Origin of the sequence: Flagellimonas algicida (assembly GCF_049629585.1) — a bacterium.
In the GTDB taxonomy this organism is placed as follows: domain Bacteria; phylum Bacteroidota; class Bacteroidia; order Flavobacteriales; family Flavobacteriaceae; genus Flagellimonas.
Map to the genome: position 1 here is coordinate 1 of NZ_JBMYIX010000002.1, position 24,512 is coordinate 24,512.

At 43.4% G+C, this 24,512-nt stretch carries 23 protein-coding genes; 13 read left to right on the forward strand and 10 right to left on the reverse strand.

The annotated features are described in order from the left end of the window. From ACPD8L_RS08745 to ACPD8L_RS08770, 6 genes are all read left to right on the forward strand, one after another. Positions 1-1,286 (forward strand): T9SS type B sorting domain-containing protein (locus ACPD8L_RS08745; RefSeq protein ID WP_423942990.1); only part of this gene is annotated, 1,286 nt, incomplete at its 5' end. A 12-nt stretch (positions 1,287-1,298) separates the two neighbouring features. Next, entirely contained in the window at positions 1,299-2,243 is a 945-nt protein-coding gene (locus ACPD8L_RS08750) for a PorP/SprF family type IX secretion system membrane protein (protein ID WP_116217037.1), read from the forward strand. 20 nt (positions 2,244-2,263) lie between these two features. Beyond that, positions 2,264-3,271: a dienelactone hydrolase family protein gene (locus ACPD8L_RS08755; protein ID WP_423942992.1), complete on the forward strand. Its 1,008-nt coding sequence runs from the start codon at positions 2,264-2,266 to the stop codon at positions 3,269-3,271. 227 nt (positions 3,272-3,498) lie between these two features. After that, positions 3,499-3,879 (forward strand): hypothetical protein, encoded by a 381-nt coding sequence (locus tag ACPD8L_RS08760; RefSeq protein WP_293303372.1) that lies wholly within the window; start codon positions 3,499-3,501, stop codon positions 3,877-3,879. Between the two features lie 202 nt (positions 3,880-4,081). Beyond that, a complete protein-coding gene (locus tag ACPD8L_RS08765) occupies positions 4,082-4,747 on the forward strand; it encodes a hypothetical protein (protein WP_423942993.1) in 666 nt (221 codons plus the stop codon). A 978-nt stretch (positions 4,748-5,725) separates the two neighbouring features. Beyond that, positions 5,726-6,478: a LytR/AlgR family response regulator transcription factor gene (locus ACPD8L_RS08770; RefSeq protein WP_116217031.1), complete on the forward strand. Its 753-nt coding sequence runs from the start codon at positions 5,726-5,728 to the stop codon at positions 6,476-6,478. Positions 6,479-6,485: 7 nt separating this feature from the next. Here ACPD8L_RS08770 and ACPD8L_RS08775 read toward each other — a convergent pair whose 3' ends face one another. The 9 genes from ACPD8L_RS08775 to ACPD8L_RS08815 all read right to left on the reverse strand — a co-directional run bounded on the left by ACPD8L_RS08775 (position 6,486) and on the right by ACPD8L_RS08815 (position 16,278). Beyond that, positions 6,486-7,088 (reverse strand): precorrin-2 dehydrogenase/sirohydrochlorin ferrochelatase family protein, encoded by a 603-nt coding sequence (locus tag ACPD8L_RS08775; RefSeq protein ID WP_423942995.1) that lies wholly within the window; start codon positions 7,086-7,088, stop codon positions 6,486-6,488. 61 nt (positions 7,089-7,149) lie between these two features. Beyond that, entirely contained in the window at positions 7,150-7,983 is an 834-nt protein-coding gene (locus ACPD8L_RS08780; RefSeq protein WP_423942997.1) for a GIN domain-containing protein, read from the reverse strand. Between the two features lie 40 nt (positions 7,984-8,023). Beyond that, complete coding sequence (locus ACPD8L_RS08785; RefSeq protein WP_116217028.1) at positions 8,024-8,206, reverse strand: hypothetical protein; 183 nt, start codon at positions 8,204-8,206, stop codon at positions 8,024-8,026. Then, positions 8,196-8,852, reverse strand: a complete 657-nt coding sequence (locus ACPD8L_RS08790) for a hypothetical protein (RefSeq protein WP_147300818.1) — start codon at positions 8,850-8,852, stop codon at positions 8,196-8,198. Before ACPD8L_RS08790 ends, ACPD8L_RS08785 begins: the two co-directional genes overlap by 11 nt. Positions 8,853-8,928: 76 nt before the next feature. Continuing rightward, complete coding sequence (locus tag ACPD8L_RS08795) at positions 8,929-10,017, reverse strand: hypothetical protein (protein ID WP_116217026.1); 1,089 nt, start codon at positions 10,015-10,017, stop codon at positions 8,929-8,931. Then, positions 9,998-10,543 (reverse strand): hypothetical protein, encoded by a 546-nt coding sequence (locus ACPD8L_RS08800; RefSeq protein ID WP_423943000.1) that lies wholly within the window; start codon positions 10,541-10,543, stop codon positions 9,998-10,000. The genes ACPD8L_RS08795 and ACPD8L_RS08800 overlap by 20 nt, the downstream gene beginning before the upstream one ends. Beyond that, positions 10,540-11,079, reverse strand: a complete 540-nt coding sequence (locus ACPD8L_RS08805) for an RNA polymerase sigma factor (RefSeq protein ID WP_181898161.1) — start codon at positions 11,077-11,079, stop codon at positions 10,540-10,542. Before ACPD8L_RS08805 ends, ACPD8L_RS08800 begins: the two co-directional genes overlap by 4 nt. A 180-nt stretch (positions 11,080-11,259) precedes the next feature. Continuing rightward, positions 11,260-12,180: a PorP/SprF family type IX secretion system membrane protein gene (locus ACPD8L_RS08810; protein ID WP_293303378.1), complete on the reverse strand. Its 921-nt coding sequence runs from the start codon at positions 12,178-12,180 to the stop codon at positions 11,260-11,262. Between the two features lie 27 nt (positions 12,181-12,207). Beyond that, complete coding sequence (locus ACPD8L_RS08815; protein ID WP_423943002.1) at positions 12,208-16,278, reverse strand: T9SS type B sorting domain-containing protein; 4,071 nt, start codon at positions 16,276-16,278, stop codon at positions 12,208-12,210. Between the two features lie 392 nt (positions 16,279-16,670). Here ACPD8L_RS08815 and ACPD8L_RS08820 point away from each other — a divergent pair, with 392 nt between their 5' ends. From ACPD8L_RS08820 to ACPD8L_RS08835, 4 genes are all read left to right on the forward strand, one after another. Then, the gene (locus ACPD8L_RS08820) at positions 16,671-16,988 is read left to right on the forward strand and encodes a hypothetical protein (protein ID WP_293303380.1); all 318 of its coding nucleotides are present in this window, start codon (positions 16,671-16,673) and stop codon (positions 16,986-16,988) included. A 182-nt stretch (positions 16,989-17,170) separates the two neighbouring features. Next, positions 17,171-17,968, forward strand: a complete 798-nt coding sequence (locus tag ACPD8L_RS08825) for an MbnP family protein (protein ID WP_293303381.1) — start codon at positions 17,171-17,173, stop codon at positions 17,966-17,968. A gap of 56 nt (positions 17,969-18,024) precedes the next feature. Then, positions 18,025-19,071 carry a cytochrome-c peroxidase gene (locus ACPD8L_RS08830; RefSeq protein ID WP_423943004.1) on the forward strand — a complete coding sequence of 349 codons (1,047 nt, stop codon included), beginning with the start codon at positions 18,025-18,027 and terminating at the stop codon, positions 19,069-19,071. A 2-nt stretch (positions 19,072-19,073) separates the two neighbouring features. Continuing rightward, the gene (locus ACPD8L_RS08835; RefSeq protein WP_423943006.1) at positions 19,074-20,048 is read left to right on the forward strand and encodes a transporter; all 975 of its coding nucleotides are present in this window, start codon (positions 19,074-19,076) and stop codon (positions 20,046-20,048) included. 78 nt (positions 20,049-20,126) lie between these two features. On the opposite strand, the gene ACPD8L_RS08840 is transcribed toward ACPD8L_RS08835, so the two are convergent. After that, on the reverse strand, positions 20,127-20,501 hold the full coding sequence (locus ACPD8L_RS08840) for a Fur family transcriptional regulator (RefSeq protein ID WP_116217020.1): 375 nt from the start codon (positions 20,499-20,501) through the stop codon (positions 20,127-20,129). A gap of 78 nt (positions 20,502-20,579) precedes the next feature. Between ACPD8L_RS08840 and ACPD8L_RS08845 the strand changes: the two genes are divergently transcribed. From ACPD8L_RS08845 to ACPD8L_RS08855, 3 genes are all read left to right on the forward strand, one after another. Continuing rightward, a complete protein-coding gene (locus tag ACPD8L_RS08845) occupies positions 20,580-21,488 on the forward strand; it encodes an NAD(P)/FAD-dependent oxidoreductase (RefSeq protein ID WP_423943008.1) in 909 nt (302 codons plus the stop codon). 97 nt (positions 21,489-21,585) lie between these two features. Continuing rightward, positions 21,586-21,891, forward strand: a complete 306-nt coding sequence (locus tag ACPD8L_RS08850; RefSeq protein ID WP_116217018.1) for a hypothetical protein — start codon at positions 21,586-21,588, stop codon at positions 21,889-21,891. 247 nt (positions 21,892-22,138) lie between these two features. After that, positions 22,139-24,490, forward strand: a complete 2,352-nt coding sequence (locus ACPD8L_RS08855) for a TonB-dependent receptor (RefSeq protein WP_423943010.1) — start codon at positions 22,139-22,141, stop codon at positions 24,488-24,490. Positions 24,491-24,512 lie beyond the last annotated feature (22 nt).

Sequence of the window (24,512 nt, forward strand, 5' to 3'; positions counted from 1 at the left end):
GAGGAACATGGAGCCCAGCCTTCGCAGGCGCGGGCGTGTACACCTATACCGTGACCGCAACGGCACCCTGCACCACGGACGCAACGGCAACGGTCACCGTGACCGAACAACCACAGCCCGATGCACCTTTGGATGTCGAGAGCTGTGACGCCTACATCCTACCCGCCCTGGCCAACGGCAACTATTTTGATGCACCCAACGGGGGCGGCAACGCACTGTCAGTAGGAGACTACATAAACACCACAACAACGATTTACGTCTTCAGCCCCGGCAACGGGTCCTGCACCGATATGGAGAACTCCTTTACCGTGACCATCACTGGATTTGAGATATCGACCAACGTAGAGAATGAGACTTGTTGGCAAAGCCAAGATGGTATAGCACATGTGAATGTTTTCAATACAAATCTGCCTCTAACCGTTCAATTGGATTCAATGCCATCCACAATCTTTAACCAGAATGCTTTTTCCTTTGATAATTTATCAGCTGGAAACCATACATTGACCGTCATAGATCAAAATGGTTGTCAATCTGAAGCCAACTTTGAAATCTTGGCCGGTGGGCCCAATCTTGATGCATCCATAGAGCCCATATATTTATGTGATTCCGGATTGCCTTCCAATACCATTGCGGTCACACTGTCCGACCCATCCATCAGTAATGCTGTTCTCTACGCCCTAGATTCCACAAGCCCCAATGATTTTATAATGACTCCAGATTTTGAAGACATCACTCCAGGAAATCATTCATTATCCATATTGCATACCAACGGTTGTCTTTTGGAAATTCCCTTTTCCATAGATCATGTTGAGCCACTTAGCCTCTCTTTGGCGACTGTTTATGTAAATGAAATAACCGCCAATGCTTCCGGGGGGGGTCCTCCCTACACCTATTATTTCGGGGATAATCCTGGAAGTTCATCAAACACATTCACCATTGATAGGAGCGGAACTTTCCAAGTAAGGGTTGTGGACAATAACGGTTGTGAAACCACAGAAACCATAACGATGACCCTGATTGAAATATCGGTCCCCAATTTCTTCACTCCAAACAATGATGGGCAGAATGATTATTGGAGACCAAGGAACATGGAGTGGTTCCCAGATGTGCAAACTTACATTTTTGATCGATATGGAAGGAAAATCAAAATCATGGGAGCCATGGATGAAGGTTGGGATGGCCATTACGAATCAAAGCCCTTACCCTCTGGTGATTATTGGTACATCATAAAATTGAATGATGGCTCTGACCGAGAGTTTGTTGGGCACTTTACCTTATACAGATAAAATGAGTTAGCGATGAAAGGAATTATAAAAATAATATTGTTGTTACATCTGTGTATTTCAAATGCCCAAGAGTTGACCATTCCGCAATTATCCCAATACCTATCGGACAATCCATTTTTAATGTCATCGTCTTATGCAGGGATTGGAAACTATGTAAAAGTCCGCATGAATGGACTTACCCAATGGGTAGGTGTACGGGATGCCCCTGACACCCAATCCTTATCTGCCGATGTTCGCTTGGGAAATAGGTCTGGCATCGGAATGGTGCTCTACAATGATTCCAATGGTGAGACCAAACAACGCGGTGGTAAAGTTTCTTTCGCCCATCATTTGACCATTAACAAATATGAAAATCATTTTTTTTCCATGGCCATGTCATTCAATCTAAACCAGTTTAGAATAGACATTGAAAACTTTGAGGACAACAATGATCAAGCTGTGGTGGACGACCGATCATCAAGTAATCCCAATTTTGACCTAGGGTTTCTTTATCGAAAAGGAGGCTTTTACATGAGTTTGAATGTTGGCAACATTTTAAATAAAGATTTTAAAAAGTTCAATCCAATTTTTGAACCCAATACTCTCAGGAACTATTATCTCTATACAGGGTACAAGTACCGAAAAACCAAAAGATCGGATTACGAAATAGAACCTTCAATATTTCTACAATACTTTGAAAATGACAATAGGTCCGTGACCGACGTTAATTTAAAAATAAGAAAGTATGACTTTATTGATTACTACTATGTTGGTCTAACCTATAGGTTTTTGAACGATCAACTTGGAACGCCTCTTTATATTGCCCCTATCACAGGGTTGAAAAAAGGAGATTTTTATTTTGGATATTCCTATCAGCTCGTCATGAACGAAATATTGGGATACTCCACAGGAACCCACGTCCTTACCTTGGGCATTGACCTCTTCCAAGGCATTTCAAACTGTACATGCACTTATTAACAAACTAATACTATTAGATTATGAAGTCATTTCCCAAATCATTCAAACTACTTAGCATCCCCATAATTTTTTGCGGTCTTTTAGCCTTTTCATCCTGCAGTGATGATGATGGCTATTTTGATTCTGAAATACGAGAGATTGTTATCAACTCATCTACCCGTGATACCATTATCTATATTCCGGTACATCATGTGAGGGTTCCTGTATACCTGTCCGTTCCTAAAGATTGTGATGCCAATTCTCCTTTACCAGCTGTTGTAGTGCTACATGGCTCCGGCGGTATGTGGAAGGATGACAACCCTGAAACCCTAACTATGACCAGTCAATTCCGTGAATGGAAGGAGCTGTTAGACAATAACTGTATGGTTGGAGCCTTTGTTGACAGTTTTTCAGGACGGGGTGCTACTGAGAAAAGTGGAAAATGGGAAACAGCCCCGGATAATTTTAAGATCAGTTCCCAATTTATACGATCGAGGGATGCCAATGCTGCAATGTCCCAACTCAGAAAACTAAAATTCAAGGATGGGAGTCCAGTTGTACGTTCAGCGGATATAGGTCTATTGGGGTTTTCAGATGGTGGAACTTCGGTTATATCAACACTATATGACACCAACACAACACCAACCGGCTGGGAATGGACACAAAGTTTTGGGGGGAAGGAATATGATACTTCTTCCGGGGTAATGTCCCCTGAGCCAAGACCCCTGCAAGGGTTTGCCGGTGGCGTATTCTATTATGGAGGGTCTGGCGGGTACAATTACTGGGGCAGTAGTCCTTGTAACTCCGAGGCGTTGGAAAAAAATATATACCAAAACTATGCCCCTATTCTATTTCAAATCCCAACAGGGGATTCCCTTTCCGAAGGTTCTCTATGCTTAGCGGGCCTATTGGCCGAAAAAGGGAAGTCTGTTGAGCTTAACATTTATGAAGGAGTTGGCCATGGTTTTGATACCGATGACAATACCCAAAGCTCCAAGGCCCGAACAAAAACCTTGAATTGGTTAAAAAATATATTACATATGAATTGATATTATTCAAGCTACTCAACCTTCCCCGCATATTGCCCTATTATCCAACCTCCCTTTGCAATATGCTTCAATCTCCAAACCATTTGCTTTCCAATAGACCATATAATTATTGGTCCATTGAAAAAACCAACCCATCCCAATATGGGATTTGAACCATCAACCTCAAAAACAATTATTAGATCTGAAATAGACCCAAATCAGAACACCTAAACAAAAAGTTAACCGACATGAGAGAAAACTTTCTAGAAAAATGGATTCTAGACTTGATAAAGTCTGAATACGAACTTGGCAAAATTCCCAGACAGGCCACCTATAAACTCAGGGAACGCATGGATGATTTCATTGAAGTGACCATTGAATGGATAGATGAAGACGGCAATAGTCTTAAAATCGTGTACCACGCAAGATCATACGGAAAAAGAACAATAGGTGAAAGTACTGAATTCAAGGAAGACTCCATATTTGAATTGGAAAATTACTATACCCTGGAAATACACAGCTATGTAAACCACATCAAAAGAAATTACAGCACCCGAAAGATTGCCAACTATGATGTTATGAAAATTGTTGAACAATTGGAGGAGGAAATGAATGATGGGGAGCACTGAACCGTTTAAAATCGTGATTATGGAATACCATTCCCATACTGAAGTGTATTTCATCGATTAAAAAAGCGTTTTGTCGACAGATGCTTATCCGTCAATTCAAAAGGGGCATTCGTATATTCATGGGCATGAGGTCCAAACAGAATTTGTTACTTAGACTTAAGTTTAAAAAAGTTCCCAATTTTTAACCAAAAGACAAACGCTTATGCAACTGTTCACTATAATTTGGACCTTGGTCTGTGCCGCCATCATCATTGGATACCCGCTGTATCTTTTTAATAGACCCTTCACACCTAACGGGTTATATAAAAAAGATGTAAAAGAGCATTCAAACACCGTAGAATTACTGTCCATTGATATAACAAAGCAATTGCCTGGTTGGTCATTTACTTTGGATGTCCCACAGATTACAGAAGAGGTTCTTAATACATATCCCATCCTATTCTATCTGGAATCCAAAGATGCCTGCCTTAAGCTCCCGCTCAACAATACTGAGATGGGGTATACGGCCAGTGTATATAAAAATGTTGGTAAGGTATATGTAACCTTTAAGTCACTTAATGATGGTGTCACCAATTTCTATGTGCCCGCATGGCACCTAAGCAAATTGAAAATCCTTATCATTAAATCCAACGATAAAAAAATCTATGGGAATTGGGCTATAAAATCTGAAAAATCACTCATCCATAGAAACCTAAAAAGAGCCGGTATAAATTGGAACAGCTATGAGGATATCCTTGGGTATCTCAGCAATATAGCCGCTATTGATTTTAAAGGACACTTTGTGGCTCCGTCTCGTAAAAGACCCCATTATAATAGTAAGGCATCCTCATTACCTTCCAACAAACAAGAACTCATCTCAACAGGATGAACGTATTGTCTTAAGAGTATGTTAGCGTCCAGTAAAACTTTTAGTGTTCATTTATATGTCTGAAAATGGGGTTTCCCTGTTTTGTGGAAACCCCATTTCAAAGTATCAATATTAGCTTTTGGAATTATCTTTTATGACTTCCGTTAATTCAAACGTACAATCCATAAACCCAAAACATGCTTACGTCAAATCACAGCAAAAAAATATAGGTAAGGTAATTAGTTTTACTGCAATATCTAAAACAATACTAACAGAAAAATATACTGGGCCGTACGTAGACATCAAAACTCTATTCTTCAGTTCTGGCGATGAAGATAGTGCGGCCCAACTGCTTTAATCCAATCAAACGTCAATGAACTCACCATCAGTAATTCTTTTTAAAAGTGCTAAAAGCAAGTATGGGGTTATGCTGCGCAACAGCAATATGAAAGAACGAACATGGTGAGTTTTATATTAATTTAAATCGTCACAAGTGCCAAAAACAACCTCATCAATACATGAAACCCTATTTCTTCTCTGGACTCCCTCCCCCTTTACAGCAGAACAGGATAGATAATGATATGGTTTCTTTCCTTCACAACGTCCCAAATCTATCCATTGACTTTCACCTACAAATCTTCAAATCAAAACACGTGAATCAATAAAGAACATGAACAGTAAAAACAGTAAGAAAAATCCTTTAGATCAATAATTAAAAGTGGAGAAATACATTTTTTGCGCAAAAGGATAGATACACCAGTTACAAATCAAAAAAATAATTCATAACTTAAACATTCACAATGAATTCAAAACATTTTAGGCAATACGCTGAACTCGTATTTAATCAAAATACGGTAGAGCACAGCCTTTCCTAATATGTCAAATATATGAAATAATACTATTCTTTCAAAAAAAGAAAGAAAATACATCAATTTATGCTTAGAAAGTACAATGCAAAAGAGTGATAAGGTAAAATAACCACCAAAACCAGCCAGCCCAATGACCTTAAAAGTAATTATCATTGAAGATGAAAAACACAGCAGGGAAACCTTAAAATCAATGCTTGAGGAATTCTGCAAGGACGTTAAAGTAATTGCAACAGCCAGTTCCGTATCTGAAGGGGTCAAAGTCCTCTCCGTATATAGCCCAGATGTAGTGTTTCTAGATATTGAACTACAATCTGGATTAGGTTTTGATGTCCTCACCCAAATTAAAGACCCTAGTTTTGAGGTCATTTTTACCACGGCATTTGAAAAATATGCCATCAAGGCCATCAAGTTCAGTTCCCTTGATTACTTGTTAAAGCCCATTGACCTGAGCGAACTGCAAGATGCCGTAGAAAAGGCCCGAAACCGCATGGACACCAATGTGTACCGGCAACAGATAGATACCCTAATGCAGAGTCTATCCAAAGAGAACCACAGACAAGAAAAAATATGTTTGGCCACTACGGCCGGCATGGAGTTCATTGCCATTGAAGAAATTGTCCTTTGTAAGGCAGATGGCTCCTATACCTCCTTTGTTCTACGCAATGAGAATACTCTTATGGTGAGCAAACACCTCAAAGAATATGAGAATCTATTGGGGGATTATCAGTTTATGAGGGTACACAACAGCTATGTCATCAACCTGAATGAAGTAAAGAAGTACGTCAAATCGGATGGGGGGTATATCATCATGAGCAACGATATGCATGTTAGCATTTCCCCAAGGAAAAAAGATGAGCTCATAGAAGCCATGAAACGACTTTAGCAAAAACCTATTCTTTGGTTTGGCGTTTGCTGGGTTCTCCATCCAACAGACCTTTGGTAAACTCGTTCAGGGTCTCCACTTTTTCCTCAAAATTGCCCTTTAAGGTCTTGCGGTATTCATTAAGGTTTTTTACCAAATCATCTATATTGTCCGGAATCACATCCTCAAAAAACTGCCGTAACCGCTTGGCTGTGGTCGGGGATTTCCCATTGGTGGAAATGGCCACCTTTACATTGCCCTTGGTAACAATCCCTCCCATGTAAAAATCACAATAAGGCGGGTTATCGGCCACATTCACCAAAATACTACGCTCCCTACAATCATGATATACTTGCTCGTTCACCTCCACCTTATCCGTACAGGCCACCACCATATGCTTGCCTTCCAAAAAGCTCTGATCATAGGCTGCTCTCGTAATCTCTACCTTATATCTATTGGCCAATTCCAAGGTTTCGGGCAAAAATTCCGGGGCTACCATCTGTACATTGGCATTGGGGCTGGACTTTAATAGAAAAGTCAGTTTTTCCAAGCCCACATTTCCTCCTCCCACAATAAGTATGTTCAAGTGGGAGGCCTTTAAAAATATAGGGTATAGCTCGTTCTGTTCCATCAATTACCTTTTCAATCCTTACAAAATCCCTTCCATGGGAACCAAGGATATAAAGATAAGGCTATTTCTTGATGACTTTTCCATCACTGGACAACACTTGCCGGATAATCTCCGCATCGCCCTTGTAATACAATCTACTATCCGAGTTGGCCGTAACATCTATGGTGCCGGTAACCGTTAAGAAGGCATCACTGTCCGATGTGAGGTCTATCCGCAAATCCTGTACTTCAAATCCATAATCCTTGAGCTCACTGTCCGAAGACATGATAGCATCCAGGCTTTCAACCGTTCCTACCATATCCACTTCGGCATCCGAGGCAAGTCTTATCTTGGCATCTTTTATCTTGGACTCGCCTTGCAGTCTGGAGCTGGACGAAAGGTTCAAATATGCATCCTGCACATCCAGATACATTTCGGCCTCACTGTCCGAAGCCATGTGGAGTTCCAAATCATCTGCCGTGATGTCCCCTTCAAAATAGGCATCGGAACTCAGTTCAATGGAAACCGTATTGGTGTTTATGGGGCTTTCCATATAGATGGCCGCATCTGCCGACGCCTTGAACTTGGAAATATTCTTGGTGGTCACATACAGTTCCATGGTCTCCTTCCCCCTGACCCGAACATTGTTCTCCAGTTTAACCACCAGTTTACTCCCTTCCATGTAGGCATCTATCCTTCTGAACAGATTGTCATTGGCCTTGATGGAAACCTTTTCCTCTGTATCGGAAAAAGTAACGTAGGCCCTAAAATCCGATGAAACTTGTAGTGCCCTTATGTTGTCAAAGTCATAGTCACGGGTAGATACCTCCTCCGAAACCCATATACTTTCTTGGACACAAGATGTTACTGTAAAGCCCAAAAATAGGGCAATAGCAATCCTTTGAATTGATTTCATACCATTCATTTTTTGATGTGATTAGATTAAGAAAAAGTTGTTATGAGCCGAGTTCCCGTTCCAATTTCAGTACGGGCATCCAATAAAAGTTTATGGCGGACCACTCGTTCATTTCAAGGTTTTGGGCGCTTCTCAAGAACACGGTCCCATTTTGTGAGAACACGTGTCTGGCCACCACTGCCTGACGCAATGATTGTCTGTTGTTTTTTGATTTATTGGCCATTGCGCAGGTGTTTTTTATACCGATTACGTCCCATATTAAAAACGCCCACTTTGAGTCCAATTCCCCCGGAAAACCCATTGATGTTGCGGAGCGGACTGGCATCCAATTCCAGCTTGCTGGAAAAACGATATTTGACCCCGGCTTCCAATTGCAGGTATCTAGAAATATTAAACAGCAGGCTCACCCCAGGTTCGGCCACGAAAATGGCATCGATATCATCTTCGTCAATATCGCCAATACGGTCGTCAAAGTCATTCCCCAGATAACCCACACCCCCGGCCCCAATGAGCAAGGGAAAGGAAAGGTTCACCACCGACTTGCTAAAAAGTATGGGCTCCAAGTGAAGCCCTCCGTATGCTCCTATCAAATCTTCATTGATGGTTCTGGGATTGTCCTGTTCAGAGTACAAGAAGACCCCTGCAAATCCCACTTCAAATTGTCGGTTGGCCACATAGGCCACCTTAAGTCCGCCCAAATAGGTAGATTTTCCCTTGATCTCCCCGTAATGGGTGGTGAGTCCCAAGTACACCCCGTGCACTACATTCTTACGGTCGTTGAATTCAATGTAGTCTACTTCCTCTTGGGCTTGCCCCATGGCCATACATCCGAAAAGAAGTATGGGAAGTATTGGTTTCAGTCGTATCATGTTTCGTTTTTTGGTTTTCGTTTTAAAGACATTCAAATTTTTAAAGGGTTGCATCCTCAGCAACTTTTATGTTGCATCAATCGGTAAGGACGATTACTCCTTTGATTCCATTGATGGTAAATTTCCCCTTGGTCCCGTTGCCATAGCTTGCCGTGATATCCCGAATCTTGCTTCCTTCATTGGTCACATTGGTCTTAATGTTTGTAAAGGTTTTGGGCACCCGCAGCAGGCCTTGCTCCAAGGTTGCTCCAAAGTCAAAGGCCAAGCCCGCAACGTTCATGTTGATCTCGGAGGATTCCTGTACAATATTGATGTCTGCATCAGGTTTGGACACTTTTTTGATGTCCACATCCGCAATCCTTAGTGTGAGGAACATCCCATTTGTTACATCGGCAATGTCAACATTTGAAAATTTAAAATCCCCCCGAAGACTTCCTACCATCATCAATTCCACTTCATCTTTACTGGAATAGAGTTCCAAATCCGCCACTTGATCTAATGCTATATCGCTACCACTGCTTAAAATTTTCAGCTTTTGGGCATGTTCAATGTCAATGGAACCATTGTCCATTTTAATATTCCCGTACCCCATGTTCCGGGCATTGAACTTTCCGAAGCGCATATCGGCCTTGGCCGTTGATATATCGCTATTGATCCAAATATCCCCATGCTGGAGGTCCGTTTCCAAATCCCCTTCCCATGCATCTATGATGATGTCCCCAAACTTATTGTTGATATTGAGCTCCGCATTGATGGGCAGGAATACTTCATAATCTATCTGCACATTGGATTTATCAAAATCGAACGGATTGGCCTTGCTGAAATATTTGGCAAAAAGATTGGCATCACGATCTTTTATTTCGGATATGAATTGGATAAAATTTCCGGCTTGGATGGCCTTGGGCTGAATCCGCTCCAATAGTTTTTCCGCGCTTTCATCCTTCCTATGGTTCACTTGTATGGAAACGGACACCTTGACTTGGTCCCTGCCCCATCCATTGATGACCACATTCCCATACTTATTTTCTATATGCACCTTGCCCGTAGGGGAGAGATCATAGGTCTTGTTCCATTGCTTGCTGTGTTCGCTTTGTGCGAGGGTGGCAATGGTCCAGAAAGACACCATCAGTGCCGTAATCAAGGTTTTATAGTGTATATCCCTCATAATCCATTTCGTTTTTTGAAGCGTTTATCTGTTTCAGCAAATTCTCTATCAACTCAATACGCTTTTTATAATTGTTCACAATAGCTTCGAGCACCCGTTCATTGTCCAGATTGTCCCGCATTTCCAGTTTTAGTTGCATGTATTCCTCGTCCAGCTCATCCATAAAGGACAAAAACTCTTCTTTGTCCATGGCAGAAAGTTTTGGATTTTCCTGTATCAACAATACCTGTTGATGGACCAAATGCTGATAATGCATGTCTATTTCCAAAAGCTCCTCACTGGCATACCCCTCTATATTTTGGCTTGGGGCATTCATCGTTACAAATGCCGTCAGTGAAAGTCCCACCAGCAACACAATGGATGCCGCCACCTTAAATCCTCTCGATTTCCAAAGTGGAATCACCTTGGGTTCCGTTTTCTCCTCCAATTGGGAGGCTATGTTTTTCCAAAGCTTGTCCCTGTCCACCTTGTGAACGTTAAAAGCTTCTTTGTTCTCCCTAATACGTTTTTCAAAATTGTCCATCATAACTCCTTTACAATTTGAATTAGTTTCTTTTTAGCGCGGTGGTATTGCGACTTGGAAGTGGAAGTGGTTATTCCAAGGATTTCCCCAATCTCAACATGGTCATACCCTTCGATCAGATACAAGGTGATGATTTGTCGGTACCCCTCCGGCAATTGGGCCAGACCGGTTTTTATCTTTTCCATTTCAAAATCATCCGCCTCCAATTTTTCATCTTCCTCTACGGGCTCCCCTTCATTTTCCATGGAAGCGAACAGCAACCGTTTTGCCTTTAAGTGGTTGATGCTCCTATTGATCACAATCCGTTTGAGCCATGCCCCGAAAGTGCTTTCAAACCGAAATGTGTCCAATTTTTTAAACGCCTCCACAAAGCTTTCCTGCAAGACATCCTCGGCATCCTCCCGAATGGTGAGTAAGCGCATGGCAACGTTGAACATGGCATCCACGTACAATCCATACAACTGGTATTGTGCGTTGGGGTTTCCTTGTTTGCTCTGCTCCACCAAAGCTTGGTGCGTAAAACGTACGTTTGCTTCCAAAAATCCTGGCCGATTATTCAATGACGCTAAAAATAGTTCTATTTCATTCTATCCCAATGACAAATCAAAAATGAAAGGGTTGCACCACTTTGATTTTTTTTATAAAAAAGCCTCCAACGTATGTTGAAGGCATGCTGCATGAGGTTAGGTTCTATGTTTGGTGTATGGTGCAGGGTAATGTCACTGGGACGCTGCCGCTTTTTTCATTTCTTTAAATTGATATCTGAGAAACAGTTCATGGCTTCCCCCGGTGTAAGCCCCTAAATTGGATGATGTTAGGTCGTAGGCATAGCCCGCATTCAAATTGGAATTGATTTGGAGTCCCAACAACACGGAAAAGGAATCATCCCATCTATAGGCCGCACCAAAGGTGAAGGTCTCCCTGATGATGGCATTGGCCGAAACATCCAAAATAATCGGTGCACCAGGGACCCACTTTATAAAAAAGGATGGCCGAAGCACCACTTCGGGGGTCACCTCGAACATTTTTCCCCCTATAAAATAGTAATGGAGCCGTTCCGCTGCGATTTCCTGTTCTTCGCCATCATAATGTTTTTGAGAAAAGAAGTTGGGGATGGCAAATCCCAAATAACTATCCTTGGTTTGGTAATACAGTCCCGCCCCAATGGTCGGGAAAAATTTGCTTTTGATATTGTTTTGAAAGGCCATATCGGGATTCTCGGTCAACCCTTTGGAGAAATCCACATCAAAAAGCCGTCCGCCAGCCTTTAGCCCAAAGGAGAGTTTTCGGTTCGTGCTGTCCAATTGTATGGTGTAGGACACATTGCCATCGACAAAAATCTCTGAAGAAGGCCCAAGTGCATCGTGGGCCAAAATACCGCCCACACCCAATTTATTTTCCAAAGGCGTGTCTACCGCCAAGACCTGGGTATTTGGTGCCCCATTGATGCCCACCCATTGGGAACGGTGCAACAACAAGGCCGTAAGATAACCTTGGGAACCGGCATAGGCAGGATTCACACTCATGGTGTTATACATGTACTGGGTAAACTGGGGATCTTGTTGTCCGGATACTGAAAAGCATCCAAGAAAAACCACTAGTAAACCCACAAGTCCAAGTCGTTTTTTCAATTGCTGCATATGTTTAATCAAGCTCCACCCCATTTCCTATCGATTTAGATATAACCAATCTGTTCGCGGCTCGGAGCCATCACCCAAGTCCAAAATATAATAGTAGGTGCCCACGGGCAACTGATCTTCTTTCTGCACAATGGCCCTGCCATTGGGCGTACCGTCCCAATCATTGTTGTAGGAGCGTTTTTCGTACACAATATTGCCCCATCGGTTATACACCTGAAGTACATTTTGGGGATATCTGGAAATACAATCGATCTTAAAATAATCGTTGACCCCATCACCATTGGGTGAAAACTCGTTGTAGACCACCAAACAACTAGGAGAAACAAAGGCTTCCGCACTGTCATTATCACTGTTGGTGTCCAACTGGTCCACAAAGGCTAAACTTGCCCTATTCAGGTACTCTTCAATGTCCAAAACTTCCACCGTGAGCTCAAGTTGGGCCGTTTCGGATATTTCCAAGGTATCCAACTCCCAAAAACCGGAAGCTTCATCATAAAAACCCAAAGAAGATTGGGAAGTGAGCAACCGATAGCCCCGTGGCAATTGTTCCTCCACGCCAATGTTGGTCGCAGGTACAGTTCCCAAATTTGTCACTGTTATGGTAAACACCACCTCATCGCCCATATTCACCGAAATCTTGTCCACTTCTTTTGTCAAAGCCAAATCCGTGGTCTGGGGAACCACAAAGGCACTGGCTTCATCATCGTCCTGTATCCCATCGGAAAAATCATCCATCGCGATTCCTTGGTTGGGATCACTGTCCGGGTCGGCAAAATCACTCGTGGTGATTTCGGCCACGTTCAAATACTCATCGGTTTCACCGGTTGGCGTGTTCACCATGGCGAGAATTTCCAAGGTTTCCGTATTCTGATTGAAAATAGTTCGGTTCACGTTCCACAAGCCCGTATTGGGATTATACACCCCGGCCGTGGCCGTATGGGATTGATAGGTGTATCCTATGGGTAGAAGATCAGAAATCGCTACCCCAGTGGCATCGGTAGGTCCACCATTGGTGACACTGATGGTAAATCGGACCAAATCACCGACATTCGGCGTGGGATTATCCACCATCTTGATCAGGGATAGATCGGCCAAACCATCCGGTACAGGAACCACGCTTACTTGATCGTCTTCCGAACCCAAATTGTTATTGGGTGAAGAGTCCGGGTCATATGTTCCCAATGCGATCAGCTCTGCGGTATTTTTATAATTTCCGCTGGGCAATATCAAGGCAGTCAAGACCAAGGTTTCCAAACCTCCACTTGCTATACTGGAAACCTGCCAAGAGCCTGCAATTTCATCATAAGTCCCCGTAGAGGTCACTGCGTTTATAAAACTGTAGCCTGATGCCAATTCATCTTCTATTACCAAAGCGGTAGCATCATTGGGTCCGGCGTTGTTCACTGTAATCGTGAAAACAATTTCGCCGCCCGCGGAAGGAGTCAGGTTGTCCGCAGTCATGGTCAGAGAAACATCCGAGACATGTCTGGGAGTTGTGGATTGTGTATCTTGATCATCTTCCGTCAGTATACCGTTGCCGGGAGTGGAATCTGGATCTACTTGAATGGCCGAAACTACTTCTGCCCTATTGGTATAGTTTCCTGAAGGATTTACTACTGCCTCAACATTGAGGATTGCATTAGCCCCTCCCGCAACACTTCCCAAGTACCAGAAACCACCAAAGGGGTCATATAGTCCTCCGGAATCGTCCGAAACATAGGTATACCCCGAGGGCAATAGGTCTTCCACCACTATGCCACTGGCATCGCTTGGCCCCACATTTTGCAAAGTCAAGGTAAATGTAACGGTATCGGAAACATCAGGGAATTCATTATCCACAGTTTTGCTCAACTCCAAATCCGAGGCCGGAATGGGAATGGTCCCGGCACTATCTTGGTCATTTTCAAAAACATTATTGTTGTTGGGTATGGAATTGGGGTCAAGGTTACTGGATGAAAATACTTCAGTCACATTGAAGTAATCTCCTGTAGCATTCACCGTAGCCACAATGTTCAAGGTTTCGGTCACCCCGTTGGGCAGTACGTTGTTCAGTTCCCAAATTCCCGTAGTAGCATCATAAGCTCCAGCTGTTCTACTATTGGAAACATAGGTATACCCAGAGGGCAACAGGTCCATAATCTCCACGCCTGTTACATCACTTGGTCCCAAATTGGAGATGTTGATGCTAAAAATTACATCTTCCCCTACCAACGGACTCAGTTTATCCACAGATTTACGCAACAGCAAATCGGATACCGGTACAGGTGTTGGCACCACCGTTTCCTGATCATCTTCGGAACCGTTGTTGTTTCCAGGGGTGGAATCCACATCCAATTCTGTCAATCCGGTCAATTCCGCGGTATTGGCATAATCGCCACTAGAGAGCACATTGGCCGTTATGGTAAGGGTTTCAGAGGTTGCATTGGCCAAACTCCCAACGTTCCAAACCCCATTCACTGCATTATAGGTTCCAGCTGATGGAACAGCACTTACCAATCCGTATCCGGATGCCAGCTGATCGGTGACCACCACATTGGTCGCTTCACTGGGTCCATCATTAAGCACAGTAATGGTAAATATAATCTGGTCACCCACATTGGGAGTTAAGTCATCTGCCATTTTGGTCACCGAAACATCCACCAAGGGATTGGGACTCACCACCACTTCATCTTGATCATCTTCGCTAGGAGTATTGTTGTTTGGGGTCGAATCTGAATCCATTTGATCATGGTTGGTGATTTCGGCCACATTGGTGTAATTCCCTGTTGGGTTAACATTGACCAGAATATTCACGCTTTCTGAATCTCCACTGGCCAAAGTTCCCACGTTCCAAATGCCCGTAGTCTCATCGTAAGACCCACCTCCATTATCGGAAACATAGGTGAATCCCGAAGGCAATATATCAGTTACTTCCACGGAAGTGGCCTCACTGGGACCTGCATTGGAAACCGTCAATGTGAATATAACATTATCACTCACCAAAGGTGGGGACTTGTTTATGGTCTTGGTCAAGGAAAGGTCAATGACTTCCACGGGGGATAAGGTCACATCGCCTTGATCATCCTCAGAAGGCACTCCGTTGTCAGGGGTCGAATCCACATCAAACCCATCGGATGCTTCCACTTGTGCTGTATTGGTATAGATTCCATTGGGGTTTACTACCGCATCAATGGTCAAGGTTTCCGAGCCCCCATTGGTCAACGTTCCTACTTGCCAAAGTCCACTGGCAGAACTATAAGTTCCTGCCGTGGCGGTATAAGAGACATAACTGAATCCCGAAAGTAATTGATCCTCCACCACAACATTCGTGGCGTCATCGGGACCATTATTGGTTAGGGTGATCTCAAAACTGATCTGTTCACCCACCTCAGGGGAAAGATTGCCGCCTACCACCGTCTTTGACAAAGACAAGTCTGCCTGTTGGGGAGAAGCGATTACAAAGTCTTCATCGTCCTCGCTTTGGTCACCATCATCATTGTTTGGGGTACTGTCCAAATCAATCTGATCACTAAAAGTGACCTCGGCGGTATGGGTAAATTCATTGGAAGTCCCTGTGGGGGGTTGCACCGTTGCATTGAACGTCAACGATACCGTGTTTGTTCCCAGCGGAACATTGAGTCCTGTCCAAACTATGGCTCGGGGTCCAACAAAAAAGGTTCCCCCATCACTTATGGTATTGACATTTTCGTAACCTGCCGGCACAATATTTTCAACAGCGACCCCTGTGGCATCCACATCCCCTAAATTGCTCAGATTGATGGTAAAGGTCACAATGTCTCCTACATCTGGGCTTGAATTGCTGGCCAAAGCTTCCAGTTCGAGGTCCACCCCTAAAAAGGTAACCCCTACGGTATCGGATGTCGTGGTGCAGGATGGGTCTGAAACCGTCCATTCAAAAATGTACGTCCCGGGAACCATTCCAAAAACTTGGGTGTTGGGGTCATTGGTATTGGCAAAACCCACCAAAGAAGGTCCGGATGATTGTGCCCAAGCTCCTGTTCCCGTAGCTGGGGCCACCGCATTCAAGAAGACATTCCCCACTTGATCGGCAGTCATATCCGGTCCGGCATCTGCAGAACATAATTGCCCGTACCCCATCTGAAGTGGTAAAAACAAAAACAAAATAACCAACAAGCGGTATCTTTTGTTCCAACGGCATTGAGGCATGTTCATAGTTGAGGAAATGAGGTTGGATCTAGGCATTACGCCTACTCAAACATATCAACAAACCTCAACAAAACGGAAGTTATGTTGTATCTGGTCGATCATTTGTTGTGAAACATTGAATACATGAAGAGAATCTTTTTGGAAAAATTGTTGTCGCACCAAAAAAACAACACATCAATTTACTGATTATCAATTATATACTGTCGTTTATGCAAAAAAATGCAAAGAGAGTATTAGATCCTCCGTATCTTTGTATTACAAATATTTTTTTCTTGAGGAAACACGGGCTTCCTATATTTTTTACTTTTTTGTATATCATGGCCATGATGCGCCCTGTACTTCCCGTTTTCGACTACCTTGTAAATCAGGATTATATCGCTGAATACCTGTGTATCAACAAGGATAAACCCATGCTCAATTGTAATGGGAAGTGTTACTTGGCCAAGATGATTCAGGAAGAACAGAGCGAAAAGAAACAAAACCTTCCGGCCATAGACTTAAAAGAATATCCTATAGGCTTTGTTGACATCCTTCTTTGTGATTTTTCAGATCAGACTTCCATTAAAAAGGCTTTACCATCCATGGTAACCCGTGAACCCAACCCATATATCGGTTCTGTTTTTCATCCACCCAATATTTGATTCCAATAATTAAGCTGGTTTCATATGATTTTCGTTTTCTTTTTTGAAAGCAAATAATCCTATGTCCAAAATCTAGTTTACCGCATAACAAGTGCGGAAACCTTTTATTTTAAATCATTTTAAAAGGAAACCCTTACTTAATTGCCTTGGGTCTCCAATAACCTCATTTATTTGAATCAATCATGAAATCAATATATAATTTGGCAGTAATGCTAACCCTATCCGTATTTATAATCTCTTGCAGTAGCGATGACGATGCTACGGAACTGACCGGAAACGGGATGGTAAAAATAGAGTTTGACAACAGTATGGCCGGGGACGACCTACTTTTGGGGTCTTCGTACACCAACTCTCAAAACGAGACCCTGACCATTAGCCGTCTCAACTACATTGTAAGCAATTTTAGGTTGACCGATGAGGACGGTACCGTATTTACCTATCCAAAAGACCAAGGGTATTTTATTACCAGTGAAGAAACTGGAACCACAGAAGTAGTCCTCATGGACGTGCCCGCCGGAAGGTACACCTCATTGACCTTTGGCATTGGTGTAGACCAAGAAAAATACCTTCAAGGCGCAGAAGGACAAGGGGATTTATTGACCGAAGCGGAAAGCACCAACATGATGTGGTCATGGCAAGCCGGTTATAAGTTTCTCAATTTTGAAGGAACCTTTACCTCATCTACGGTAGCAGACGCAACGGATTTTAAAATACATATGGGAAGCCATGGCTCCAGCTTGGACAATTATAAGGAGACAACCCTAAGCCTTGGTACGGAAGCTTTGGTAAGTGAAGATATGACGCCGATTATCCATTTGGTGGCAAATGCCAGCAATATACTTGATGGTGAGAACAAGATATCGCTTACGGAACAGGCTGTAATTATGGTCAGCGAGGAGAAATCCCCAAAAATAGCAGTGAATGCCTCAAACATGTTCACTGTAGACCATGTACATAACGGAGACGGTGGTTCCCATTAACACATAGATTGGGCCGTCCCATTGGGGCGGCTCTCTATCTCTTAATCCATAGTGCGATGAAATATCTTTTTTGGATGCCCTTGCTACTTGCAATGGTGTCTTGCACCAATGATGATGGCGAATATATCGCTGTGGGGGAGAATGAATTGTTAACGGTAACTCTTCCTTCCAATTTTCCTCCCATGGCGTACAATGTATCGGAAAACCCACCTACCAAATATGGGTTCGAGCTGGGAAAAAAGCTGTTTTACGATGGTAAACTATCTGCCAATGGCTTTATTTCCTGTGGTTTTTGTCATGAACAACGTTTTTCCTTTACCCATCATGGGCATCAGTTCAGTCATGGAATCGATGATCTTCAGGGTACCCGAAATACGCCATCCATAGCCAATATGGCCTTTTTCCAAGAGTTTGCATGGGACGGGGCTACCAATCATCTGGACCTGTTTCCCATTATTCCCATTACCAATGAGGTGGAAATGGGCGAGACCATGACAAGTGTCCTTCAAAAATTACAGGCAGATGAAGCCTATCAAAAGGATTTTAATGCCGCTTTTGAAGAAGGAGGTGTCAGCCACACCAATTTTTTAAAGGCCCTGGCCCAGTTTATGGTCATGATGGTTTCCTATAATTCCAAATACGACAAGTATGTGCGGAATGAGGATGGGGTCTCCCTAACGGACCAAGAACTTCAAGGCTTGTCCATTTTTCAGGAAAAATGCGCAAGCTGTCACACCACGGATTTATTTTCCGATGGCAGTTTCAGGAACAACGGCCTTCCTCCCAATCCCAACATAAATGATTTGGGCCGGGCAGAGGTCAGTGGCAGTCCTTCGGACAATTACAAGTTCAAGGTGCCCAGCCTACGCAACGTGGCCCTGACCGCACCCTATATGCACGATGGCAGGTTTGGAAGTCTGGAATCGGTCCTGAACTTTTACCAAAATGGGGTGCAAGATTCGCCAACCCTGGATCCATTGCTCAAAAATGGGAATGCTTTGGGCATTTCCCTGAACGATGACGAAAAGCTGGTCCTTATTGCATTCTTGGGCACGCTAACCGATGATGAATTTATTACTGATAAACGTTTTGCTGAATATTGAACATGAAAATTTATAACATAGTACTTATCTTATTTTTAGGGACCTTATCCCTGAAGGGAAACGAAATCCCGACCGACCCTTGTTCAAAATTAAATTCGAAGGGCTTGCTCCTCTATGACTTTTGCGACACCTGCGGTTGTAGTGGAAATGGGGGCAGCATGGGCTTTGGCACCGGTTTGAACAACAATTTCTTTGGGCTAAGGTATATAGGGCAACGGTACCAATCCAGAGATGGCATTTTCGCGAATTCCCCCTGGATCGATGAAAATTTCAATACCGTTCAATTATGGACCCAAGTGCCCATTGGACAACGGTTTATGGTAAATGCCGTTCTACCGTACCAATTCCACACCCGTACATTTGCAGATGGCATGGAACAGAACATCAATGGTTTGGGAGATGCTACGGTGCTTGGTTTCTATCAGGTACTACAACAAACCCCGGACAGTATTGTTTCCATAAAACCCGAACATACCCTACAATTGGGAGGTGGAATTAAAATGCCCACAGGAAAGTTTGATTCCGAAAACCTTGAGGGCAGCGTTAACCCTAGTTTTCAATTGGGCACAGGAAGTTGGGATTATCTATTGGCCGCCAATTATGGCCTAAAGCACAGAAATTGGGGATTGTCCTTTATGGTGAATTACACTTTCAAGTCTGAAAACGACAAAGAGTATCGCTTTGGAAACCAGTTGAATTACACCCTTAACACTTTTAAGACTTATTATTTTGGAACTGATTTTGCCCTTACTCCCCAAGTGGGTGTTGGTGGTGAACATTTCGAAAAAAATAAAGAATTTGGTTTGGAGGTCAACGACACGGGTGGTTATGCCTTTTTTGGAAAGGCGGGCGTGGAACTCAACTACAAGACCTTGGCCCTCGGGGTGTCTAGCATGCTACCTATGGCACAGGACTTGAACAATGGCAAGGTAGAGACTAAAAACAGATGGGCCATTTACGTAAACATCAACATTTAGTCCTTCCATTTTTGCATACGAAACCTCAGTCAAAGGATTGGGGTTTCGTATTTACTTATCCTAAGGTGTGACCCTAAATCAGGAGCAAGCAGTACAGGTTCCGGTCAAAATACAGTTCACCTTCTCTACCTGATAGCCCATGGGCAGCGAAAAATGCACCTCTTCCTTTAAACACTCTATGGTTTGGCATGTGGTACATCTGAAATGAAAGTGATGGGTTGGCACTTGGTTTTCCCCACAGTTAATACAGAAAGCAAAATACTGTTTCCCATCCTCGGCCACTATTCTGTGCACAATGCCGTCATCACAGAAACTGTTCAGGACCCTATAGATGGTTGCACGGTTTATATCAATGTCGATTTCCCGCTCAATGGCATCTTGGCTCATGGCCTTGCCTCTCCGGGACAACAAATCCAATACCGCTTCTTTGGTAGGTGTGCTTCTTCGTTTCATAATTTATTAATGCGACTTTGTTGCAATAATAAAAAATATTTCTAACTTTGACAACCCAATCCCTCATAAAACCATAAAATGGAACAAAGTAGCATTTTTGATGTGATCATAGTCGGCGGCAGCTATGCCGGTTTATCAGCAGCCATGGCCCTAGGTAGATCTTTAAAAAAAGTCTTGGTGATAGATTCGGGCGAACCCTGCAATAAACCCACGCCCCATTCCCATAACTTCCTTACCCAAGACGGAAAGACCCCCTCGGAGATTTCATCCATTGCCCAACAGCAAGTGTCACAATACAAGACCGTTCATTTTCATATGGATGTTGCCATTGATGGAAAAAAAACAGCCGAAGGTTTTGAAATCAGCACCCAATCCGGAAAAAAATTTGAAGCCAAGAAGTTGATTTTTGCCACAGGAGTGAAAGACAATATTCCCAATATCCCAGGTTTTTCTGAATGTTGGGGAAAAACAGTCATCCATTGCCCCTATTGCCATGGATATGAATTTCATGGAAGAAAGACCGGGATATGGGCCCCTTCTGAAAAAGCCTTTCATCTGGCCGGTTTGGTAAACAATCTTACACAGGACCTCACCATGATCCCCTCCAATAAAAGTGATTTTACAACAGAGCAAGTAGAAAAGCTTCAACAACATAACATCAAAATTGAAGAAGGTGAAATCCATCAGATTGAACATGAAAATGGAAACATGGTCCATATCGTTTTTAAAAATGGAAAAAAAATACAGCTCGACGCGCTCTATGCCGGAATCCCTTTTGAACAGCATTGCAAAATTCCAGAAACATTGGGTTGCGAAATCACAGAACAGGGATATCTCAGAATTGACGGGCTTCAAAAAACGACCGTAGATGGTGTTTATGCCTGCGGAGACAACACTAGTCCCATGCGCTCCGTGGCCAATGCCGTACAACAGGGGAATTTTGCCGGAGCGGTAATCAATAAAGAACTGACCGAGGAATCTTTCTGAACAAAACTGGCCAGTTTTGTTTGCTTCCTATCAAAAACTTGATATTAACATGGCTTAAGTTACAATTGCAGAACTTTTTTAATAAGTTTGTGGGATTATGAAAAAGAATCGTCTCATACATAGCATTGCGTACTTTTTCCTCGCACTGTTCCTTACCACGGAACTGGCAGGACTGCACGTGCTTTCACATGATGACGATAAGGACTATCCGGACCATTGTGCCATATGCCACAATATTGCAGCTGACCATCAAGTACCTGCTGTACTTTCAGATTCACACGAACCCCTGACCAAAATCGTTGAATTTGTCCTTCAAAAGGAAATAGGCATAGATTATGATGTACACATTCCATCCGACACAAGCCTAAACCTTCCGTTTTCGCGCCCCCCTCCCACAGTCTAATTTCCCTTACATTTTTGCTAAATATTGTACTGTGACCCTTTGGGTCAAACCCAATAATTTCTCCAATTTCAACAGAGATTATATTTGTAACCCATTGTATGGTACATGTATCGCCATCTTAGGGGCAATCTGTACAGTTATTTCACTTACGCAAGATGTAATGGAGTCAGGCCATCAAGCTCCCCTTACCCTGTAGGAGCATATCCAACAAATTTATCGTACTCACACAATGAGCAACAAAATGCTAATGGCATGGCTGTATATCGGCCTATGCCTTCAGGCATCTGCACAAGAACTCCATACCATAAAGGGGGTTATTGTAGATGCCAAAACCCAAGATCCCATTATAGGGGCCAATATCATAGGCAACAATCTATTTGCCGTATCGTCAGATGGTGGTGAATTCAGTATTGAAAATGTCCCCCAAGGCCTCCAAAAATTTACAATAACCCATATAGGGTACACCTCCCAACAGCTTACCCTGGAGGTCAATCCCAATATGGGCTGGGTAACCATTGAATTAGTGGCGTCTGTTACCAACCTTGATGAAGTGGAACTTTATGGAAAGACCGAACACCGTAAAGCCCAAGAACTTTCCACCATTTCTGTTGGCGTGAACAAAGAATTTCTGGATAAAAACCGAGAGAACAGCCTCATGCAGACCTTGCGAAAAATTCCCGGGGTCAGCACCATGACCATAGGTTCGGGGCAATCCAAGCCCACCATTAGGGGACTGGGGTTCAACAGGGTGAGTGTGGTGCAAAATGGCATAAATCACGAAGCCCAGCAATGGGGCAACGACCATGGGTTGGAAATAGACCAATATGGCATAGACAACATCCAAATCATAAAAGGTCCGGCTTCATTGCTCTATGGTTCCGATGCCATAGCCGGTGTTGTGGATATTCAACCCCCAAACGTTCCCTTACCTAATTCTTTTGGGGGAGAAGTAAACCTCTTGGGAGAAACCAACAATGATCTATTGGGAGTATCCGCAGGAATCCAAACCAGAAAACAGAACTGGTTCTACCGAGCAAGACTCACTTACAGGGATTATGGGGATTATAAAGTGCCCACCGATCGGATACGGTACGAAAGCTACATTTTTGAACTCCATGAAAACCATTTAAGAAATACTGCAGGAAGGGAGGCCAATGCCAGTTTCAGTATTGGATTTGCAAAAGATGATATAAAATCCGAGACCTTCTTCAGCAACGTCAATGCCAAGAACGGCTTTTTTGCCAACGCGCACGGTCTGGAGGTCAGGACCTCAACCATTGATTATGATAGTTCCAACAGGGATGTAGACCTACCTTTTCACAAAGTGAACCATTTTAAGGTCATCAACAATACCACCCTCTACAAAGGGAAACACACCTTGCACCTAGATTTGGGCCACCAAAACAACCAAAGGGAAGAGCACTCAGAACCTGTACCCCATGGCTATATGCCCACCCCACCCAACAGCAGGGAAAGAATTTTCACCAAGAACACCTATTCCATAAATGCCAAGGACACTTTTAGGCCCAATGCAAGGCATGATGTGGTTTTTGGAATGGACGCCGAACTGCAGAACAACAATATTGGGGGGTGGGGTTTCTTGATTCCAGAGTACGACCGATATTCCGCAGGGGTCTTTGCCTATGACCATTACAAGATCAACGAAAACTTCCATTTGCAAGCTGGTCTGCGGTACGATGTGGGCCTCGTGGAAACCAAGGCATATTACGATTGGTTTACATCCACCGTCAACAATCCAAATGGCACAACCTCCTATATTCAACTGCAGCGCGCACAGGACAAGACGTTGAACTTTGGAAACTTTAGTGGTTCGGTGGGCATGAGCTACCTCAGCAAAAACACCACCTACAAAATTAATTTGGGGAAAAGCTTTCGGATGCCGCTGGCCAACGAATTGGCTTCGGATGGGGTCAACTATCACATGTACCGATACGAGCGGGGCAATATTGACCTAGATCCCGAGCAGTCCTATCAATTGGACATGGCCATTGATCATTCCAACAAATGGTTCAGTGCGGGGATAAGTCCTTTTGTGAACTTCTTTGATAACTACATCTATCTGAACCCCACCCCAAACTACTATGAAACCCTTCAAATATATGAGTATACACAAAGTAAGGTATTCCGGTTTGGCGGTGAAGCCAGTATGGGCATAGACCTTACCGGTGCCCTGCACTTGGATGCCTCGCTGGAATATGTGTATGCCAAACAGACCAGTGGTCCGAAAAAGGATTTTACATTACCCTTTTCCCCTCCCCTGTCCGGGCTGTTTTCCGTCAGTTATCAATTCAAGGATGTCCTGTTTTTTCAACAGCCCTTGATTACGGTGGATTTTAGGGCTACGGCCGCCCAAAATGAAATTGTGCCCCCCGAAGAGCGAACGGAAGGGTACCAAGCGTTCAACCTGACCGCCATAACCCAGCTACCCCTCTTTGGAAACGGTAAACCTGTGCAAATACGCATCAAACTCAACAATGTGTTCAACACAGAGTATTACGACCACACCAGTTTTTACAGACTCATCGATGTACCCGAACCCGGTAGGAACCTATCGGTTTCGGCCACCATACCATTTTAACATAAATCAAATTAGTATAACA

Excerpts from the sequence above, each read along its gene's own strand:
- ACPD8L_RS08750 (WP_116217037.1), top strand. The coding sequence starts at position 1,299 with ATGAAAGGAATTATAAAAATAATATTGTTGTTACATCTGTGTATTTCA.
- ACPD8L_RS08755 (WP_423942992.1), top strand. The coding sequence starts at position 2,264 with ATGAAGTCATTTCCCAAATCATTCAAACTACTTAGCATCCCCATAATT.
- ACPD8L_RS08760 (WP_293303372.1), top strand. The coding sequence starts at position 3,499 with ATGAGAGAAAACTTTCTAGAAAAATGGATTCTAGACTTGATAAAGTCT.
- ACPD8L_RS08765 (WP_423942993.1), top strand. The coding sequence starts at position 4,082 with ATGCAACTGTTCACTATAATTTGGACCTTGGTCTGTGCCGCCATCATC.
- ACPD8L_RS08770 (WP_116217031.1), top strand. The coding sequence starts at position 5,726 with ATGACCTTAAAAGTAATTATCATTGAAGATGAAAAACACAGCAGGGAA.
- ACPD8L_RS08775 (WP_423942995.1), bottom strand. The coding sequence starts at position 7,088 with ATGGAACAGAACGAGCTATACCCTATATTTTTAAAGGCCTCCCACTTG.
- ACPD8L_RS08780 (WP_423942997.1), bottom strand. The coding sequence starts at position 7,983 with ATGAAATCAATTCAAAGGATTGCTATTGCCCTATTTTTGGGCTTTACA.
- ACPD8L_RS08785 (WP_116217028.1), bottom strand. The coding sequence starts at position 8,206 with ATGGCCAATAAATCAAAAAACAACAGACAATCATTGCGTCAGGCAGTG.
- ACPD8L_RS08790 (WP_147300818.1), bottom strand. The coding sequence starts at position 8,852 with ATGATACGACTGAAACCAATACTTCCCATACTTCTTTTCGGATGTATG.
- ACPD8L_RS08795 (WP_116217026.1), bottom strand. The coding sequence starts at position 10,017 with ATGAGGGATATACACTATAAAACCTTGATTACGGCACTGATGGTGTCT.
- ACPD8L_RS08800 (WP_423943000.1), bottom strand. The coding sequence starts at position 10,543 with ATGATGGACAATTTTGAAAAACGTATTAGGGAGAACAAAGAAGCTTTT.
- ACPD8L_RS08810 (WP_293303378.1), bottom strand. The coding sequence starts at position 12,180 with ATGCAGCAATTGAAAAAACGACTTGGACTTGTGGGTTTACTAGTGGTT.
- ACPD8L_RS08815 (WP_423943002.1), bottom strand. The coding sequence starts at position 16,278 with ATGGGGTACGGGCAATTATGTTCTGCAGATGCCGGACCGGATATGACT.
- ACPD8L_RS08820 (WP_293303380.1), top strand. The coding sequence starts at position 16,671 with ATGATGCGCCCTGTACTTCCCGTTTTCGACTACCTTGTAAATCAGGAT.
- ACPD8L_RS08825 (WP_293303381.1), top strand. The coding sequence starts at position 17,171 with ATGAAATCAATATATAATTTGGCAGTAATGCTAACCCTATCCGTATTT.
- ACPD8L_RS08830 (WP_423943004.1), top strand. The coding sequence starts at position 18,025 with ATGAAATATCTTTTTTGGATGCCCTTGCTACTTGCAATGGTGTCTTGC.
- ACPD8L_RS08835 (WP_423943006.1), top strand. The coding sequence starts at position 19,074 with ATGAAAATTTATAACATAGTACTTATCTTATTTTTAGGGACCTTATCC.
- ACPD8L_RS08840 (WP_116217020.1), bottom strand. The coding sequence starts at position 20,501 with ATGAAACGAAGAAGCACACCTACCAAAGAAGCGGTATTGGATTTGTTG.
- ACPD8L_RS08845 (WP_423943008.1), top strand. The coding sequence starts at position 20,580 with ATGGAACAAAGTAGCATTTTTGATGTGATCATAGTCGGCGGCAGCTAT.
- ACPD8L_RS08850 (WP_116217018.1), top strand. The coding sequence starts at position 21,586 with ATGAAAAAGAATCGTCTCATACATAGCATTGCGTACTTTTTCCTCGCA.
- ACPD8L_RS08855 (WP_423943010.1), top strand. The coding sequence starts at position 22,139 with ATGGCATGGCTGTATATCGGCCTATGCCTTCAGGCATCTGCACAAGAA.